19 protein-coding genes are annotated in these 18,359 nt (G+C 63.4%); 15 read left to right on the top strand and 4 right to left on the bottom strand.

Features of this window, described 5'->3' with window-relative positions:
* Nucleotides 1-302: 302 nt before the first annotated feature.
* The 12 genes from RT614_RS27995 (at nucleotide 303) to RT614_RS27940 (ending at nucleotide 12,450) form a co-directional block, all read left to right on the top strand.
* Nucleotides 303-1,130, top strand: a complete 828-nt coding sequence (locus tag RT614_RS27995) for an RNase A-like domain-containing protein (protein WP_313625724.1) — start codon at nucleotides 303-305, stop codon at nucleotides 1,128-1,130.
* Nucleotides 1,130-1,423: a contact-dependent growth inhibition system immunity protein gene (locus RT614_RS27990; RefSeq protein ID WP_313625723.1), complete on the top strand. Its 294-nt coding sequence runs from the start codon at nucleotides 1,130-1,132 to the stop codon at nucleotides 1,421-1,423. Before RT614_RS27995 ends, RT614_RS27990 begins: the two co-directional genes overlap by 1 nt.
* Nucleotides 1,424-1,834: 411 nt before the next feature.
* Nucleotides 1,835-3,220, top strand: a complete 1,386-nt coding sequence (locus RT614_RS27985; RefSeq protein ID WP_313625722.1) for an amino acid permease — start codon at nucleotides 1,835-1,837, stop codon at nucleotides 3,218-3,220.
* 5 nt (nucleotides 3,221-3,225) lie between these two features.
* Nucleotides 3,226-3,651: a hypothetical protein gene (locus RT614_RS27980; RefSeq protein WP_313625721.1), complete on the top strand. Its 426-nt coding sequence runs from the start codon at nucleotides 3,226-3,228 to the stop codon at nucleotides 3,649-3,651.
* A gap of 35 nt (nucleotides 3,652-3,686) precedes the next feature.
* Nucleotides 3,687-4,217 carry a fimbrial protein gene (locus RT614_RS27975; protein WP_313625719.1) on the top strand — a complete coding sequence of 177 codons (531 nt, stop codon included), beginning with the start codon at nucleotides 3,687-3,689 and terminating at the stop codon, nucleotides 4,215-4,217.
* Between the two features lie 62 nt (nucleotides 4,218-4,279).
* Nucleotides 4,280-4,822, top strand: a complete 543-nt coding sequence (locus RT614_RS27970; RefSeq protein WP_313625717.1) for a fimbrial protein — start codon at nucleotides 4,280-4,282, stop codon at nucleotides 4,820-4,822.
* Between the two features lie 18 nt (nucleotides 4,823-4,840).
* Complete coding sequence (locus RT614_RS27965; RefSeq protein ID WP_313625716.1) at nucleotides 4,841-5,662, top strand: molecular chaperone; 822 nt, start codon at nucleotides 4,841-4,843, stop codon at nucleotides 5,660-5,662.
* Nucleotides 5,659-8,163, top strand: coding sequence for a fimbria/pilus outer membrane usher protein (locus tag RT614_RS27960; protein ID WP_313625715.1), 2,505 nt, complete (start codon nucleotides 5,659-5,661; stop codon nucleotides 8,161-8,163). Before RT614_RS27965 ends, RT614_RS27960 begins: the two co-directional genes overlap by 4 nt.
* Nucleotides 8,154-9,317, top strand: a complete 1,164-nt coding sequence (locus RT614_RS27955) for a fimbrial protein (RefSeq protein ID WP_313625713.1) — start codon at nucleotides 8,154-8,156, stop codon at nucleotides 9,315-9,317. The genes RT614_RS27960 and RT614_RS27955 overlap by 10 nt, the downstream gene beginning before the upstream one ends.
* Nucleotides 9,318-9,599: 282 nt before the next feature.
* Nucleotides 9,600-10,076 (top strand): acyl carrier protein, encoded by a 477-nt coding sequence (locus RT614_RS27950; RefSeq protein ID WP_313625711.1) that lies wholly within the window; start codon nucleotides 9,600-9,602, stop codon nucleotides 10,074-10,076.
* A gap of 13 nt (nucleotides 10,077-10,089) precedes the next feature.
* Entirely contained in the window at nucleotides 10,090-11,310 is a 1,221-nt protein-coding gene (locus RT614_RS27945; protein ID WP_313625710.1) for a beta-ketoacyl-[acyl-carrier-protein] synthase family protein, read from the top strand.
* A gap of 57 nt (nucleotides 11,311-11,367) precedes the next feature.
* Nucleotides 11,368-12,450, top strand: coding sequence for a flavodoxin family protein (locus RT614_RS27940; protein WP_313625708.1), 1,083 nt, complete (start codon nucleotides 11,368-11,370; stop codon nucleotides 12,448-12,450).
* A gap of 25 nt (nucleotides 12,451-12,475) precedes the next feature.
* On the opposite strand, the gene RT614_RS27935 is transcribed toward RT614_RS27940, so the two are convergent.
* Nucleotides 12,476-13,387, bottom strand: a complete 912-nt coding sequence (locus RT614_RS27935) for a DNA/RNA non-specific endonuclease (RefSeq protein WP_313625706.1) — start codon at nucleotides 13,385-13,387, stop codon at nucleotides 12,476-12,478.
* A gap of 204 nt (nucleotides 13,388-13,591) precedes the next feature.
* Here RT614_RS27935 and RT614_RS27930 point away from each other — a divergent pair, with 204 nt between their 5' ends.
* Entirely contained in the window at nucleotides 13,592-13,918 is a 327-nt protein-coding gene (locus tag RT614_RS27930; RefSeq protein WP_313625704.1) for a hypothetical protein, read from the top strand.
* A gap of 31 nt (nucleotides 13,919-13,949) precedes the next feature.
* Here RT614_RS27930 and RT614_RS27925 read toward each other — a convergent pair whose 3' ends face one another.
* The 3 genes from RT614_RS27925 to RT614_RS27915 form a co-directional block, all read right to left on the bottom strand.
* A complete protein-coding gene (locus RT614_RS27925) occupies nucleotides 13,950-14,288 on the bottom strand; it encodes a hypothetical protein (protein WP_313625702.1) in 339 nt (112 codons plus the stop codon).
* A gap of 81 nt (nucleotides 14,289-14,369) precedes the next feature.
* The gene (locus RT614_RS27920) at nucleotides 14,370-14,972 is read right to left on the bottom strand and encodes a LysE/ArgO family amino acid transporter (protein WP_313625700.1); all 603 of its coding nucleotides are present in this window, start codon (nucleotides 14,970-14,972) and stop codon (nucleotides 14,370-14,372) included.
* An 86-nt stretch (nucleotides 14,973-15,058) separates the two neighbouring features.
* Nucleotides 15,059-15,991, bottom strand: coding sequence for a LysR family transcriptional regulator (locus RT614_RS27915; RefSeq protein WP_313625698.1), 933 nt, complete (start codon nucleotides 15,989-15,991; stop codon nucleotides 15,059-15,061).
* Between the two features lie 114 nt (nucleotides 15,992-16,105).
* Here RT614_RS27915 and RT614_RS27910 point away from each other — a divergent pair, with 114 nt between their 5' ends.
* Entirely contained in the window at nucleotides 16,106-17,062 is a 957-nt protein-coding gene (locus RT614_RS27910) for a hydroxymethylglutaryl-CoA lyase (RefSeq protein ID WP_313625696.1), read from the top strand.
* 33 nt (nucleotides 17,063-17,095) lie between these two features.
* Nucleotides 17,096-18,319: a CaiB/BaiF CoA-transferase family protein gene (locus tag RT614_RS27905; protein ID WP_313625694.1), complete on the top strand. Its 1,224-nt coding sequence runs from the start codon at nucleotides 17,096-17,098 to the stop codon at nucleotides 18,317-18,319.
* The last annotated feature ends 40 nt before the right edge of the window (nucleotides 18,320-18,359 follow it).

Below are 18,359 nucleotides of genomic sequence, written 5' to 3'. Positions count from 1 at the left end.
ACTCCTCAACAGAAAATTCTACTTCTGGATCCAACGCTTTTACGGGGGGATTACCGAGTGAAGTCTACCGACGGCCAAAGGAGTAGGCGTGGATCCTCCGATCCCGCGCACACGACTACGGCAGATGCGCACAAATTGGCCTGATACAGGTTCTGCCACGACGCAATTGTTTTTCCTTCTGCCGCCATATGCGGCCGCGCAGGAACACGTGAAATTGATCGAGAGCATCAGACAAAGCTGATCGACACCTGTCAGGCCTTTTGAGACCTTCGTCCCCATCTATCAACAACTGGGGCGAACGAATGGACGAAGGATCAGGCTTCAGTATTGTGCTCACGCCCGTGCAGTTGGCGGCAATACTGCAAGGCGAGTCGGTTAACAGCGAGGCGACCCTCTCGAATCGCTTGTGGGGCGCTCTAACACTAGCGGGCGGCGTGGCCGAAATGGTTGGTGGCGCCGCGTTATGCGCTGTGCCGGAACCAACGGGTGCGACAAAGATCGGGTGCGTGGTCTTGGGTGGCCACGGCATAGACACAGCTTCATCAGGTCTGCATGAGGTCTGGACCGGGCAGCAGATTCGATCATTGACGGAGAGGGGGCTTACCGAGCTTTCAACCCGGCTCGGCGCGGGGCCTGGATCTGGCAGGACGCTGGGCATGTCTGTCGAGCTTGCCGTGCCAGTCGGATTCGCGGGTGCAATAAAAGCTGCCCGTGTTACGAGTATTGCCGCTGGCCGACTTTCTTTGTCCAGGCACGAGGCTACAGTGCACGGCGGACTTGGAGGGCACACCATCGCCAAGCATGTTGGGAAGCCGAGGGCGTATCTTGAAGCGAGGTTGAAAAAACAGCCTAACCTTCCAGCGGCTTCGACCTTTCATTCGATTCAGGATGCCGAGCACGCCATAAATGCAGTGATGCGCAATCGTGCTGAGGACATACTCAACTGGGCGCAATCAGCACCGGCAAGTGATGTGTTGCGTCTAACTGCTTTGACGGCGGATGATGTGGGTGTCGTTTTGGTCCGTGGAGCATCCGACTTGGTCAAAGGACAACAGGTGATTATTTTGCTGAAGAAAGAACCGTTCAACGATATGCCTTACTACCTTCTTACCGCGTACCTGGGCGTGTGATGGAATCGAACGAGCATCAGTATCCAGAACTTGAGCAGTTCATTGGCGCCTATTTCATCGAGGACTTTGAAATCTTCGGTGAAACGATCGAGGAAATTGCACTCTGCTATAAGCGCGTTGTGGGCACGGAACGAATTCAACGAGCATGCAGCGAGATGGATAAGTTTATTGTCGACCACAATGTCGGGGCTGAAGCCGCGTTCGCAGAGCGTTGGGGATCTTTTGATCCTGCCCTATGGGGTCATACAGTTGCTTCTTTTTTCGAAGAGTTGAAGCGAATACTCAATAGATGACTGCTTGAAGCGATGCTTGCTTGCTAGCCCATTAGGCAGAGCGCTTTGCCCCCACGCGCCGAAAGCATCAAACCAGACTGATAGATTTTTTGTGCGCGTTGATCAATCCTGCGACATCAAAACCGCCATTGTCATTGCGGTTTGGCCGGTCGGGTGAAGCTGGACCACACGTGCACCAGTGTGCGTTCATCCGTCCCCTCCGCGCCGTCTTGCTCTTGCGTTTCTCCTACCGATCCGACGTAGGAGGCATCGCCGTGCGCCTTTCATAATTTTTCTACATACGCGCTCTGACCCGACGTCTACAGTCTCGCCTCAATGAGGTTTGGCGCTGCATGCGGTGTACCCCTCGACATCTGGGAATGGTACCCCGTCATGAATGCCCTGAATTACATCGTGAATCGAGAGTCGGCTTTGCCCGTCGTCCTGACCGGACGGCAAATGTCCATGGTCGCGTTTGGCACAGTCATCAGCTATGGCCTTGTGTCGGGCAGCGCGTTTCCCCTGCTGGTGGCTGGTTCCGCGGCGGTTCCCGCCTATATGGCCGCAGGCCTCGTGGCGTTGCTGCTGATGGTTTGCCTGGGCAGCATGGTCGCCCAACGCGCAACGCCCGGCGCCTTTGGGTCCTACGCGGAATGCCACCTTGGCCCCGCTACAGGGTTTCTGGTGCGCGCGGCATACCTGGCTTCCTTGGTGTTGATCATCGGAACCGAGGTCTCGCTGCTGACGCCCGTCCTGGCGGCCTGGCTCCCGCACGCCAACACGGCGGCCGTGCTTTCGGTTCTGCTTGCCGGCCTGGTGCTGGTGAACCTGGGCGGGGCAAGAACATTTGCGCATTGCGAGGTCGCGCTCTCGGCGTTCAAGATACTGTCCCTGATTGCCCTCATCGCGCTGGCGGTATATCACGCCGCGCAGGGTTTCTCCGTCCAGTCGCAGTCATCCGTCGGCTTCGCGTCCAGTTTGGCAGAGGTGCCGTTCGTCAATATCTGGCAGGCGTTCATGCTTGCAACGCTGGGCTTTGTCGGCATCGAGTCGCTGGCCATTGTGGCCGCCGAAACCAAAATAAGCGCTGACGGGCTGCGGTGCAGGTTGCGCGTCACCACGCTGGCCGTCGTGGGCCTGGCGCTAGCGGCAGCGGCATCTGCCTCGGCATTGGTTCAAAGCGGCGCGGCGTCGTTGTCGCAGCCGCCCTTCGGAACCTTGCTCGGTTTGGCTGGCCTTCCCTGGCCGAACACGCTGTTTCGCGTGCTGGTGCTGGTCACCATTCTGTCGGTTCTCAACAGCCAGATTTACTGCGCTTCGCGAATGTTGTTCAGCATGGCGCGGGCTGGGCAGGCGCCGGTGGGCCTTGGCCGCACGACGGCTCGCGGCCCGGTGCGTGCGGTCATGGCGACCGGAGCGCTGTCCATAGTTGTTCTACTGCTCAACACCTGGCAGGCGGGCGCAGCCTACGTTGCAGCGACGGCCATCGCCACGACCGGGCTGCTATTCGTATGGCTGGCCATTTTCCTGGCTAGCGCGCGCCACCGGATGGGGAGCAAGACAGTGCATCTGAAGTCCCGCACACAACGCTGCATCGGCGCCATCGCGCCGACAGCGGGGGCGCTGGTCGTGGTCGCCATTGCGGGTTCCACGCTGGCGATCGATGAATTCGTGTCCACGCTGCACATCGGCGTTCCGTTCATGTTGCTGCTGTGGCTTGGCTACGCGATCTTCAAATACCTAACCGATTCAAAGCGTTCGAGGCATCGAGCGCCGGCAAACGCAGGCCGTCCGACTGCGACCTTACTGGTCGAGTGACTTGTATGAGCAAGCTTGGAATTTGGGCCGATTTTGAAATGAAGATCGTGTGCAACCAGTTGCGCCGCCAAGAGCTGATTTCGTTCCAGGACTGGGTCTACGACGCTACTGATTGTGCCCGCAGGTTCACGTCGACCAGCTACCTGGGCTATCGGATATGGGCAATCCCATGCCTGCGGCTGATGCAGAGGCATCCGCAGCTAGCGAAAAAACTTGCGGTGGTGGTTCGGTGGATGGTCGCTGACCTGAAGTACGAACTGGGCGTTAGCAAGCAGCAGCACCTGTTGGGCCGAATTGTGCGCCGTGGCGTCTTCTGGCCCGCGAACCGGCTGTTGGGCCATCTTGCGCGTCTGGGTCGGATCAATGCCGGCGCCTCCTGCGGCCGGACCCGGATGCAAGCACTTGGTTGGCGCGCTGAATCGCCAACTTAATCGTTTTTTTCCTTAACCTGATAGGTCTGTCAATCATGAAAAAGCTCGTTCTCAACACCCTGATCGCCACCAGCTTTGCCGCCTTCGCGGGCGCTGTGTCGGCCGATAGCGGCAACATCTCCTTCCAGGGGGAAATCACCACTTCGCCGTGCTCCATCGGCGGCGGTCAGCAGGGCGCCGACATGGTGGTTTCCATGGGCACCATCTCCACCAACAACTTCAACGCCGTGGGCGATCGCAGTCCCGCCGTCCCGTTCACCATCTCGCTGTTGAACTGCGATATTTCCACGCAGCAAACGGCCTCCATCGCGTTCCGCCCGGGCGCTGGCAGCGTCGTCAGCAGCCGCCTTCTTGGTCTTGAAAACGCCGCCGGCGCACAGGGTGTCGCAGTCGCCCTGGTGGACGAGCGCGACGTCGACGTGATCGTTGGTGGCGCCGCTACCAGCTACACGCTGGCTGCCGGCACCAACAATTTCAACTTCAAGGCTTACTACGAAGCGACCGACGCCTCCGTCACGGCCGGTCCGGCCAACGCGCGCGCGGTGTTCGAAGTCACCTACTCGTAATTCGCGGGCAAGTATGACAGCGGGCCGGGCAAGCGCCTGGCCCGCATGTGGCGGAAGAGTTTATGCACTTAAATATTGGAAATCTGACGATCGCTGCGGTTCTGCTTTCGTCGGCTTGCGTGGCGCATGGGCAGACGGCGACGCTGAGCATCTCTGGGCGCATCACCAGCACTCCGTGCACCGTATCCGTGGACTCGGTCGCCATGGGCGATGTGCCAATTTCCGAGTTCAGCGCGTCCAGTCTTCCTTCTCAGCAGTACTGGCAGGACTTCACCGTAACCCTGGGAAACTGCGAGATATCCACTCTGCAGGCCGCCAGTCTGCGCTTTACCGGCACGACCGCATACGGCGACTCGACCGTTCTTGCATTGACGGCTGGCGAGGGGGCCGCTACCGGCTTTGGCGTGCAGGTGCGCACGAACGACCCCACACACGGATCGGGAGTCAATGTGCGCATGGACGGAAGTCAGTCCTACCCATTCAACGTGAATTCGATCAAGAACACGTTCCTGTTCACCAGCTACTACATCAAACCTCCAAGCGCGACCGGAATTCGATCGGGCACGGCCAATGCCACGGCAACGATCACGCTGACTTACTCCTGAGCCCGGAATGGTCCGGCCATGACACCGATGCGGCGGCCGAATTTTCAATCTCTACTGGATTTAAGCCGGATCGTCCGCAGCGAGCCGCGCGTCAGCATCATGAATATTTTCGTCAAGTGCGTTCTTCCCGCTGTTGCCACGCTTTGTGCACTGGCTTTCGGTTCGGCGAATGCGGCTGTGCAGTTGTCCAGCACGCGTGTCGTTTTCAACGAGAAAGACAAAAGTGCGTCCATCTTTGCCAAGAATCACGGCACCGACCCCTTCGTCGTCCAGACCTGGATCGATGGGGAGTCCGAGGAAATGGAAACTCCCTTTTTTGTGACCCCTCCCTTGAGTCGGTTCGACGGCAATGCGGAGCGCAGCCTCACCATTACGCGCGTAGGGGGCGGCATGCCTGCCGACCGCGAAAGCTATTACTGGCTGAACGTGCTGGAAATTCCGCAAAAGAAGGCAGGCGCCGCTGAGAACAGTCTGACGCTGGCTACGCGTACGCGCATCAAGCTGTTCTACCGGCCGGAAGCCATCCAGAAGATGCCGCGCGATGCCTCTCTGGTGCAGTGGTCGTGGCACAAGGACGGCAGCACGTGCCAGCTCGCCATCAAGAACACGTCGGTCTTCACCGTCAACTTTTCGGGGATAGATTTCCCCGGGGAAGCTGACGGGTTCGGGCGCACGGTCGTCGCCAAGCCCCTGGCCACTACGCTGCTGCCGCTGGCAAAGTGCCCGAATGGCTCGACGAAAGCAACGGCAAAAGTGGTCAATGACTACGGTGTTGTCGATACCTGGGCAGATATCACGGTGCAGCACAAGGCTGACGCTCAACCTGGGCGCCAGCAGTGATCTCCGCTTTGAATCGGATGACGGCCGGCTTGTCGGCGGTCGCGATTCTTGCTGCCTGCCCGGTGGGCCAGGCGGCCGAGGCCGATCAGGACGCCGCGATGTTTGACAGCAGCTTCTTGCATCAGAAGTCCGGCGCGGGGGGCGTCGATCTGTCGGTGTTCGCCTTTTCAAACCGGACCTTGCCTGGTCGCAAGTCCGTCATGATCCAGCTCAATCGGCAGGCTTTCGGCATGCGCGACGTAGAGTTTGCCGCTGTTGAAGGCATGGAGGATGCACAGCCGTGTCTTCCTGTTGCGCTGCTGAAAGAAATGGGCGTGAAGACCGATGCCTTCCCTGCGTTGCAGGGGGCGGGCGCGGCCGGCTGCACGGGGGCGTTGAAAGCGCTGCCTTCAGCCGAGGCGCGCTACGACCAGGACAAGAACATCCTGGAAGTGTCCATCGCCCAGGCGGCGCTGGACCGGAAGGCGCGCGGCAGCGTTTCTCCCGATCTTTGGGACCACGGCACGACCGCATTCTGGTCGTCCTACCGGCTGTCGCATAACGCCTCACGATTCTCCAGCGGCCACGGCAGCAATTCCAGCAACACATTTGCAAGCTTTCGGAATGGATTCAACCTGGGGGCGTGGCGCCTGCGTGCAAACGGCAGCTACTACGAAAGTTCGGGACGTTCCAACTGGGACTGGAGCGATCTTTACGCTGAGCGTGACATCGCGGCCTGGCGCGGGTGGCTGCGCGCAGGCGATAGCTCGACGCCCGGAAACATATTCAATGCGACGCGCTTTCGCGGCGTCATCCTTCAATCCGACGAAGGGATGCTGCCGGACAGCCAACGCGGCTTTGCGCCTGTCGTGCGAGGCGTGGCCCCCTCGAACGCCAAAGTGACGGTGCGCCAGAATGGCTACGCGATCTACACGACGTTCGTGCCGGCGGGGCCCTTCGTCATCGACGATCTTTATTCGACGCCTGGGGGCGGCGACCTTGAAGTGATCATCGAAGAACTCGGTGGCCGCACGACGCGGTTCTATCAGCCATTCTCGGCCCTGCCGACAATGCTGCGTGAAGGAACCTGGAACTACAGCTTCGCCCTGGGGCAGCATCGGCAGTCTTATGTGGACGAGCGCCCCATGATGGCGCAGCTCACGCTTGCGCATGGACTGCCGTTAGGCATGACCGCGTATGGCGGGCTGACCGGCGCGCAAGGCGGTTACTACGCGGGAGCAGCCGGGCTGGCCCTGAACCTTCGGGAGCTGGGCGCCATATCAACGGACGTGACCACTTCGCATTCGCGCGACGCGCAGGGAAAGAAGCAGGTGGGCGCCGCTGCGCGCATCCAGTACGCGAAGGCATTTCCGTCCTTGGGCACCGATCTGACGCTGGCCGGATATCGATACAACTCCGACGGCTACCGAAGCCTGGACGACGCAGTGCGCGAACGCAGCCGGAACGATACCTACCGGGGCTACGAACGGATGCACGAATATCAGCTGTGGCTGTCCCAACGGGTCGGAAAGACAAGCTCGTTGTCGTTCAACTATTACGGTATTGCTTACCGGAACGCGCCGCGCAATGCGACCTTTGCGCAGTTCTCATTTTCCAGCGCGATCGGGCCGGTCGGCTATGCGCTCAATTACGGCGTCAACACCAGCCCCTGGCAGAAGCGGCAATCGACCGCCATGCTGACGCTGAGCATACCGCTGGGCGGTACGCACAACGCGAGCTACACGATGTCCCGCACGCAAGGCCAGGGGGTGAGCCAGGATGTCAACCTCAGCGGCGCGCTGACCGACGATTACTCTCTGACCTACGCGGTGCAGGGAGGGGTGACGCATGGCTCGCCTGCAGGAGGAAACGGTGGCCGAGGCTATGCGTCGATGAGCTACGCCTCGCCTGTAGGCCTTGCGAACCTTAGCCACGGCTACAACGCCGGCGCGTCCAATACGAATATCGACTTCAGCGGTGCCGTCGTCATGGACGGCAAGGGCGTGCTGCTCGGGCAGAACATCGGCGAGACCGCGGTCATCGTCGAAGCGCCCGGCGCGGCGGGCGTCGAGGTGGAGTCCTATCCGGGAGTCCGAACCAACAGTTCGGGCAGGGCATTGGTCCCGTCCGCCACGCCTTATCGAGAAAATCGCATCTCATTGAAGCCCGATTTTGACGATACCAACGCGACGTTGGGCCAGAACGTTGCAACCGTCGTTCCCACCCGCGGCGCGATCGTCGTCGCAAAGTTCGAAACCGAACTGGGACGCACGGTACTTGTGGTCCTCAAGAACGCCGCGGGCACGGAGCTGCCATTCGGCGCGGCCATCTACGAGCCGGACGGCAAGCAGCGCGGTATTGTCGGGCCGGTGGGTCGCGCCTGGCTGACCGGCCTGCAGGGAATGAACCACTTCACAGTTAAATGGGGCGGAGCGCTGGAGCAGCATTGCGCATTCGAAATAGATGCATCCACGGTGGGCTCCGACGCCGAAGGGACAAGCATGGAGCTCACATGCGCCTAGATAATGTAGATATACCCCGCCGCGCTTTCGGGCGCGTCGGGCCTGCTGGCGCGGGGCTTTGCCTGGCTTTGCTCTGGGCCATCGGCGCCATTGGCAGCGCGCAGGACGCAGTGGCGGGGCCGCTGGACGCACGGGCGACCCGATGCTCCGTCAACAACGGAGGCCGCGGCCCTAGCGGGACGCTTTATCAAGCCTACGGCGGAAATCAATACGTGCTGAGCGCGGGAAGAAGCTCGCTGGCCGTGCCATCGCAGCCCACGCAAGGGCAACTGTTGTTCGCCGTGGAAACGGCGCTGCCGGCGCTTTCGGGGGGGGCGCAGGGTACGGCGGCGCCGCTTTACGGCTGCCCCCCGGGCGTCGTCGAAACCTTCGCCAGCTCAAAAGCACTGATTCCCGGCACGGACATATACAAGACGAGCTACAAAGGCATCGGCTTTCGCGTCTTTTATTACACCAGCACCTCCGGGTCGGTGACGGCGCCAGTCAGCCACGTCAACAGTTACGCCAGCGGTGTGTTGATTTTTCCGTTTGACTCCAGCTACGTGCCGGGCGCGAAAGCACGCGTCGAGGTCGTTGCAACGGGCGAGCCGATATCTGCCGGCAGGTTGAATACGAACGAGATCTTCGCCACGACGACCGTAACGGGCGCGGGGGTAACGCTTCCCACCGCGCTTTATCACGTCGGCCTGTACGGGATCGTCACCCTGTCGGTGCCGACGTGCAGCGTGACCAATCCGGCCGCGCTCAACTTGACATTGCCCGACGCCACGCTTTCCGCGCTGAAGAGCGGGGCAGCCGGGGCGATGACGTCGACCACGCTTCAGGTCAGTTGCTCCAGCGGCAGCTATCTGGCGCCCACCATGTCCATTTCGGGAACCGCAGTCAGCGGCTATGACGCGACGCTGGCCAACCAGGACACCACGACCACCGGTGCCAAGGGGGTCGGCGTGAAGCTGTGGGTCTACGACACGCAGACCGGTGGCTTTCGGCAGCCGACGCTAGGCTTGGCCGAAAAAAACCTGGGGACCGCCGTCGGGGCCGTTCCGACCGCCACGTGGTCATACCAGGTGGGAGCCAGCTACCAGCAGGTAACCGCCACGCCAACGGCTGGCGCGGTCAGCGCCAAGGCGACTTTGACGCTCACTTACAGCTGAAGATGCCGGGCCGCTGCGATCAGGCGCTGCCCGCCGTTGCGACGACCAGACGCGAAACCAGTCCGCCGGATCGGCGCCTATGTCATATAGTGGGAGTGTCCGGTATTTGGAAATGCCAGCTCCCGAGCCGCCTGATGATTTCGCCCCATGCGCGAAACGGCGGAACGACCTGTCAGCCCCTGCGCCTGCACAACGGCGCAGGACGCTGTTTCTTGCGGCGGATTTCTGTGCGTGAAACCGCCGCGCGACGTTGACGGATCAATGTCTATGAGGGCCTCGACCATGCAAACCCAGCCGACGACACCAGTCCTGCCGGACGATTCGATCTTGCGAGAAAAGCTCGCTGCCATCATTGCGGACGTCTGCCGATGCGAGCCCGCGCCACTGCTCGAGGACCAGCCCTTTTCGGCGGTCATCACGCAGTTCGACTCGTTGGCCATCCTGGAAATCCTTCTCGAGGTTGAGACCCAGTTCAATGTCCCGACCGACGAAATGCTTCCCGCCGATCACGCCACCGGCGCGCAGGAGATCACGAGCGTTTTTCCTTCGGATCTGTCCGCATTGATCGTCTACATGCACAAGGTTGTCGCGCGCATGGCTGAAGGCCCCGCGGAGGGCAGTGTGGCCGCGCGCGTGGCGCAGGCGGCCGAGCGGCGGGCGGGGTCGGCCGGCAATGGCCCGCAGCCGGCCGCGGTTCCTTCGATGGCGGCCCCCTCCAAATCGACGGCGACAACGCCGCCTGCGTCGCCCGCTGACTGACCGGAGCGGCGCCATGACGCAACGCAAGCAAGTCGTGATCACCGCCATCGGCATGGTGACGGCGGTGGGCGATACGGCCGCGCAGACCTTCGACGCCCTGTCCGCGGGTCGATGCGGTGTGAACTGGCATCCCGACGGTGGCATTGGTCGGAAGGTCGGCTATGTGCGAGCCGATGTGGCTGCAGGCCTGCATCCCGCACAGGTGCGCATGATGGACCGCGTCACCCTGATGGCGCACCACGCGGCCGGCGAGGCGCTGGCGCATGCCGGGCTGGACGACACGCAAAAGGCGGCCTGCGGCGTTTTCGTGGGAACGGGCATTGGCGGCGTCCTGACGCTGTGCGAGGCCGTCGAGGCCTATCACGGAGTGACGCCAAAACGTTCCGTGCTGGTCGTGCCTGCGACCATGCCAAATGCGCCCGCGGCGCACATCGCGCAGCAGCTCAAGACGCAGGCCGAGGCGCAGACCTACACCACCGCATGTTCCGCCGGCGCCGTGGCCATTGGCGAGGCATTCCGGCGTATCCGGGACGGCTACCTGGACGTAGCGATTGCCGGCGGGACGGAAGCCATGCTGACTCCGATCATCATGGCGGCTTGGAATCAATTGCACGTGTTGTGCGCGGATCCGCCCGACGGTGACGAGGGAAGCTGCCGGCCTTTCAGCCTGCGGCGCACGGGGTTTGCGCTGGCGGAAGGGGCGGCGATGCTGGTGCTGGAGTCCGCCGAACATGCCGCGGCGCGCAATGCCGTGCCCATCGCGGAGATCTGCGGGTATGGCGTCAGCAATGATGGCACCCATCCATTGCGCCCGGACTCGGACGGCCAGGCCCTGGCGATGTCGCGCTGCCTGGCGGACGGCGGTCTGTCGCCGGGCGACGTGGGGTATATCAACGCGCACGCGACTGGCACCCTGGTAGGCGACAGGATCGAGACCGCTGCGATCAAACGCGTGTTCGGGCCACACGCGCGCGACCTACCCGTCAGCAGCATCAAGGGGGCGATCGGCCATGCGATCGGCGCGGCCGGCGCCATCGAGGCCGCCGTCACGGCGATGGCTGTCTCCCGAGGCATCGTTCCGCCAACCCTGTTTTTCGAACCGGGCGACGACCAATGCGATCTGGACTATGTGCCGGCGACGGCGCGTTCGCTGCCATCGCTGAACCTGGCATTGAGCAACTCGTTTGGGATGGGGGGCAACAACACGACGCTGGCAATTCGCCGGCTGGCCTGACCGCCGGGCATGGCAATTGCTGCTTGATCCGGTGGTTCGATACTCCAGGCGGATTCCATGACCAAGCCCACGCTAGATGTCCGCAAAGGACAATACGCCGGCACACTGCCGCGCGATACTTTCCGCTTGCGCTTCATGCGCCGCTTCTACGATCCGGCATTCCAGGCCGAAAGCCAGGCGCTTGAGCGGCTCGAAGCCATCGCCTGGGACGCGTATGAGCACGGACGCAAGGCGCCCCTGACCGAAAGAGCGGGGCCGGGCTATGCCGATCCCGGCTACGAACTGTCGGTGGAATGGAAGGAAACGCACGACCGCTTGTTGCGCGCGGCCCACGTCCAGCGCCAGGCTGATACCCGTTCACGCGTGCTGGTGGTTATCGGCGCGGCGCGCAACGATGGCACCTGTCCGGGCGAGGTTTCCAAGAGCTGGCGGCTTGCGCAGATCGTGCGGGACGAAATCGAAGGGGCCGGCGTGCAGGCCGACATGCTGGATCTGAGCCGGCTGTGCTCCGAATACCAATATCTGATCCATCCCTGCAAAGGCTGCGTGTCCACGGCGATGCCGCTTTGCCATTGGCCCTGTAGCTGCTATCCCAATCATTCGCTCGGCCAGGACAACGATGCGATGAACGACATCTACGAGCAGTGGGTGGCGGCGCATGGTGTGATTCTGGTTGCGCCTACCTACTGGTACCAGTCCCCCAGCCCGTTGAAGCTGATGATCGACCGGCTGGTATGCGCCGACGGCGGCAACCCGGATCCCACCACCACCTCGGGCAAGGATCCGTTGAAGGCCAAGCAACTCGAAATGGACGGATGGCCGTACCCGAAGCACCTGGCAGGGCGCGCGTATGGGGTAGTCGTGCATGGCGACGTGGCCGGCATCGAGGGCCAACGGCGCGCATTGAGCGACTGGCTGGAATGGATGGGGATGGTCGATGCCGGCGCGTCGTCCCGGCTGGACCGCTACATAGGCTATTACGAGCCCTACGCCACCAGTCATGCCGACCTGGACGCTGACAAAGCGGTCCAGGAAGAAGTGCGCAATGTCGCGCGGGCCATGGTCCAATGCCTGCCGCGCCTGCGTGCGGGCGAATGGCCCGCGGTGGACCAGGGCCTGCGATCACCTCGCCCCAAGTAGCGAACCGGCTCCTGCTGCCCGGATTTCAGTTCGCGGCGTCGGGCAGCAGCCGCATGCCGGTGCGCCGTACGAACTCGTCATAGCCGATGGGCGCGCCCGCGCGGGTCTGGGCGCTGTTGGCCTGCCAATGCACCCAGGACCGCCCGGTCGTCGCGTCGTAGACCACTTTGAAAAGGTGGCTGGGCACCGCGACGCCCGAGCCGATCTCTTTGGGTTTGTCGCCGTAGTAGGGCCCCGTGAAGACGTACACGTCTCCCGAAGCGCGCATCACGTATTTGCGGGTGTCCTGCTCGATCTGGCTCCACGGGCCGCCATTGTGCGTCTGGTCCTGGGGAACCATGTTCGCCAGGGAAAAGCTCTGCGCCATGGCCTCACGCGTGGACATGTCGCCCGCTGGCGCCATGTGTCCGCGGGAATAGCCCGATCCGCGGTAATCCACCAGCTCGGCGCGTTCGGCGCGCGGCACGCGGGCCTCGGGGTAGAACTTGTCGGACCGCGGCATGCCCTGCGCCTCGGTCAGCACTTTCCGGTTCAGGCGCTCCGCGACGAAGACCGGTGTCTTGGTCTGGCCGTTGTGCAGGATGGCGAAGTTGGAAAAACACAGCTCGCGCAGCGCCAGGCTGGCCGGGACGACCGGCGGGCGGGCTTGCGGGAAGAACTGCGGACACTCGGCGAACCGGGTGTGGGCCAGGCCTCCGGCGGGCACGGCCGCCGGCGCGAATTTCTCTTCGGTCGGCCACGACAGGCGCGCCAGGATGTCGTCAAGCGAGAACTGGGCGCGCCATTGCGGATTCAGCGCATACGTGGCCGCGCCAAAACTGGCCAGCGAGGTGAGGGCGAACGTACGCAGGAAGCGGTAGATTCGGCCGGGGGCCGCGGCCTTGCTCCTGCCCGCCGGGGCTTTCTTTCGGGGTGCTGATTTCTTCGCGCGCGTCATGCTGCCTATGTGTTGCAGGCCGGCGCCTCTTCGCGCACGGCAACTGGGCGCATTGTAGATGACCGCAATATGACGCCCGCGACGCCGCCGCCGTGCCTGCCGGCCCCGTGCCCTTGGTCGCTTGCGGTCAGGGTATTCTTATGGGCTTCCGAAAGTCATAACCACAACGGCCGCTCTCGGCGGCTACAGGATCGGGGAAGCCGAATGAGATCGTCTTTGCTTTTCATGGCCGCCATCGTGGCCGGCTGCGCCGCCCCCACGCCAGGCGACATGGTCACCCAGTCGAAGGTGGAAGCCATTAAGATCAACGCCACCACGTTCGACGACATGGTCCGTGATTTCGGTCCACCGCGGACGCAGCACGTCAATGCACAAGGTCTTCGGACCGCCAGCTGGTTCTACTTCAACAACAGCGAGTTCGGCGCCATGCAGGACCAGCGCACGCTGACCGTGACCTACAACAAGGACGGCACGGTCAAGGATTACGTGAATTCGTCCGCCGGCGAAAGGGACGGCAAACCCGCCCGATAGGCGCGGTACGCCAGGGGCCGTTTCGTTCGTTTCATGGCGCTGCCGCCGGCTTCGCCGCATTGGCCCGGATCTGTTCGGACCTTTCGCGCTGCGCTTTGCGTATGGGGATGCAATCGACGAGCAGCACTTCTTCGCCGGTGCGCAGGTCGATGACCTTGGTGGCGCGGTAGAGGTTGCTGGGAGGCCCGCGGTCCAGGCAGGCGCGCTTGGCGCCGGAGCTTGCCCGGAACAGTTCGGGCACGCCTGCGTACTGGGGATTCGGCACGCTCCATTTGCCGCTCATGTCCTGGGTCTGCACGACATACTGGGCGCACGTCGCGCCGCTCCATAGCAAGGCGGCAAGCGCGGCTGTGCCGAAGAGGGTACGCATGGCCGGTATCCCGAAGCTGAGTGGCAGGTCAGCGTAGCAGCGGGCGGTCCGCAAAGGCCTCCGCCATAGGGACAAGAAGGGCTAGGTCACAAGCCCTACGCCGATGGCCAACATCACGATGCCCACCCCGCCGTCCAGGGCGCGCCAGGCGCCGGGGCTGGCAAATATTGGCCGCAGCAATCGGGCGCCATATCCCAGCGCGAAGAAAAAAGAGAACGAGGCAAAGCTCGCGCCCAGCGCGAAGGCAAGCTTGTGTCCTTCGTACTGGCTGGAGATGGACCCAAGCAGCACCACGGTGTCGAGATACACGTGGGGATTCAGCCAGGTGAGGGCCAGGCAGGTGGCGAGCGCGGCGCGCCAGTCCTGCGCCTGGCCGGATGAGGGCTCCAGGTGTTCATGCTGCGCGCGCAACGCCGAGTGCAGGCTGCGGGCGGCATAAACGAAGAGAAACAGCGCGCCGCCATAACGCATGGCGGGCTCGAGCCAGGGCAGGGCGCCCACGGCGACGCCGAAGCCCGCCACGCCGGCGGCAATAAGCACGGCATCGGAAAAGGCGCAGGCCAGGCAAATCATGAAGACATGCTCCTTGCGCAAACCCTGGCGCAGCACAAAGGCGTTTTGTGCGCCGATCGCCACGATCAGGCCTAGGCTGAGAAGGAATCCGGGGATGAAGGCGGTGGTCATGCCTGAAACTCAAGATGGCGGGCGCACAGACTAGCCAAAGGGAACAGATTAGAGAAACTAAATATCCTAATCCGAGTTCAGCCTGGCTAATTGCGGCCCGGGCTCGCATCGCCTTCGTTGGCGGCGCCCGCGCCCACCAGATGTTCCAACAGCAAGGCCGCCGCGGTGGGCAGCGCCGTTTCGCTGCGCATGCAGATGGCAAATCGCCGGCGGCTCCAGGCGTCCTCCAGCGGCAGCACTCGCAGGCCGTGCGCCATGGCGTAAGGCGTGGCCACTTCGATGGGGGCGACGCTGATCGCCAGCCCCGCCAGCACCACGCGAAAGGCAGAATCGAAATTGCTGACTGTCACGCGGTGCCGCAAGGGCTTCCCGCTCTGGCTCGCCGCCGTCTGCAGCATCCTCAGCACAGCGCCTGCAGCCGGCATGTTGACGTGCTCGTATTCGAGCGCTTCCTCGAACCAGACCGCGTCGCGGCGGGCCAGCGGATGCCCGGGGGCGGTGACGACGGCCAAGCGGTCGCCTCGGTAGGGGCGGTGCGCGAGTCCCTGGAAGTCGGCCGCATCCCAGCAGATGCCCAGGCTGGCGATCCCCTCTTTCACCCCGCGAACCACTTCAACGCTGACGCGTTCCTCCATGTCCACCCGGATGTTTGCATGGGGGGCGGCTTGCAGGAACGCGGCAATGTCCTCGGCCAGGGACTCGGCCAACACCGAGGCCGTGGCCAGTATTCGCACCTGCCCCTTCACGCCGCTGGCATAAGCGGACATGTCACGCTCGATGCGTTCTGAGCTGGCAAGGATGGCGCGCGCGTGTTCCAGAAGCGTTTCACCGGCGGCGGTGGGTTCGACGCCGCGACGCTTGCGCGTCAGCAGTTTTGCGCCCACGTTGTCTTCCAGCTGGGCGAGCCGTTTGCTGATCGCCGAGCCGACGATGTTGGCACGTTGGCCGGCCCGGGCGATGTTGCCGGTATCGCACACGGAGACGAATAGCCGCAAGGTGGTGATGTCGAGGTCGCGCATGGAACGTCGCCTTTAGATATTCCGAACAGGAATTTTAGACGTTCCTAAATAGCGCTTGTGGGTGGTTTGAGAATATCTAAAACTGGCGCTGTCCCGTCTCTACCGTCACGTCACATGTCCACTTATGAATCGTCCTGTCGCCCGAATGCCGTCACGGTGCGCGAGGTGGGGCTGCGCGACGGGCTGCAAAGCCTCCCCGTAGTGCTGCCGACCCAGACCAAGCTCGACTGGATAGACGCGGCATATGCGGCGGGCCAGCGCGAGATCGAAGTTGGTTCCTTCGTACCCGCCCGGCTGCTGCCCCAGTTGGCGGACACGGGCGAGCTGGTCGCCCACGCCGTGCAACTGCCTGACCTGGCCGTGTCCGTGCTGGTGCCCAACCTGAAAGGCGCCGAGCTGGCCCTTGCCAGCGGGGCGCACTTGATGCTGGTGCCATTGTCGGCCAGTCACGCGCACAGTCTGGCCAATCTGCGCAAGACGCCGCAGGAAGTGGTGGCGATGGTCGCCCAGATGCGGGCGGCCCGCGACGCCGCCGGGTCGCCCATGCTGATCGAAGGCGGGGTGGGGACGGCATTTGGATGCACGCTGCAGGGAGAGGTCCGGCAGGACGACGTGCTGGGCCTGATGCAGGCGCTGCTGGACGCCGGTGCTGATCGCGTGAGCCTGGCTGACACCGTGGGCTACGCGGATCCGGCGTCGGTTCGCCGCTTGCTCGAGGCCGCGCGGCGCATCGCCGGCGACCGTCTGTGCTGCGCGCATTTTCACGACACGCGCGGGCTGGGCCTGGCCAATGTGCTGGCGGCGCTGGAAACCGGCGTGGCGCGATTCGATGCCTGCCTGGCCGGCATTGGCGGGTGCCCGCATGCGCCCGGCGCCAGCGGCAACGTCAGCACGGAAGACCTGGTGTTCATGCTGGAGAGCATGGGCATCGACACCGGCGTCGACATCCGGCAACTGCTGGCCCTGCGCGAGGCCGCCGGCCGCTGGCTGCCGGACCAGCCTTTGCACGGTGCGCTATGGCGCGCCGGCTTGCCCAAGACATTTCGTGCGCGTGCCGCCACGCCGGCCTGAGCGCGTGCCTTTACATCTTCCATGAGCTTCGCCATGCAGAACACAACAGAACCTGACGTTACGCCGACCACGAATCCCTTGCCGCTGGCCGGGCTGCGCGTGGTGGAATTCACGCACATGGTCATGGGCCCCACCTGCGGGATGGTGCTGGCCGACCTGGGAGCCGAGGTGATCAAGGTCGAGCCGGTGCTCGGCGATCGCACGCGTCATCTGCTGGGCGTGGGAGCGGGCTTTTTCCCCATGTTCAACCGCAACAAGAAGAGCATTGCGCTGGACATCCAGAGCGCCGCGGGGGCCGAAGCCGCGCGCAAACTGGCCGCCAGCGCCGACGTGGTGGCAGAGAATTTCCGGCCCGGGACGATGGCGAAGTACGGGCTGGACTACGCGTCCCTGTCCAAAGAGAATCCCCGCCTGATCTACGTCAGCCACAAGGGCTTCCTGCCGGGGCCTTATGCGCTACGCACGGCGCTGGACGAGGTGGTGCAGATGATGGGCGGGCTGGCGTACATGACCGGGCGGCCCGGCGATCCGGTGCGCGCGGGCACCAGCGTCAATGACATCATGGGCGGAATGTTCGGGGCCATCGGGGCGATGGCGGCGCTGATCCAGCGCGGCATCACCGGACGCGGGCAGGAGGTGCAGTCGGCGCTGTTCGAGAACAATGTGTTCCTGGTCGGGCAGCACATGCTGCAGTACGCGATCACGGGCCAGCCGTCGGCGCCGATGCCGGAACGCGTGTCGGCCTGGGCGCTCTATGACGTGTTCACGGTCAAGGACGGTGAACAGATCTTCCTGGCCGCGGTAAGCGATGCGCAATGGATTGCCTTTTGCGACGCCTTCGGCTTTGACGATCTGAGGAACGATCCGGCGATGGCGACGAACAACGACCGCGTTCGCCTTCGGCCCAACTTGCTGCCGGATCTGCGCCGCCGCCTGGCCGACCGCGGTGCGCACGAGCTTGCCGCCATCTTCGAACGGATCGGCTTGCCCTTTGCGCCTATCGTCAAGCCCGAGGAACTGTATGACGATCCCCACTTGCGCGCCACCGGCGGCCTGGCCGACATCCGGCTGCCGGACGGCGAGCGCGCCGGTCAGACGGCGGGCGCGGCGCTGTTTCCGCTGATGATGGACGGGCAACGGCTTGGCGTGCGTCGCCATCCCCCCGTGTTGGGGGCGGACACCGATGAACTGCTGCAAGGGTTGGGTTACGGCGCGGAACAGATTGACGCGATGCGCAAGCAGGGCGCCGCTGCCTGATCGGAGGGGACTGGCGCAAGGCGCGCACGTCCGCGAGCGT

The organism is Achromobacter sp., assembly GCF_032102605.1.
Classification (GTDB): Bacteria; Pseudomonadota; Gammaproteobacteria; order Burkholderiales; family Burkholderiaceae_B; genus Achromobacter.
The sequence above is the reverse complement of the archived record's forward strand: the minus strand, read 5'-3'. Positions and strand labels throughout refer to the sequence as shown.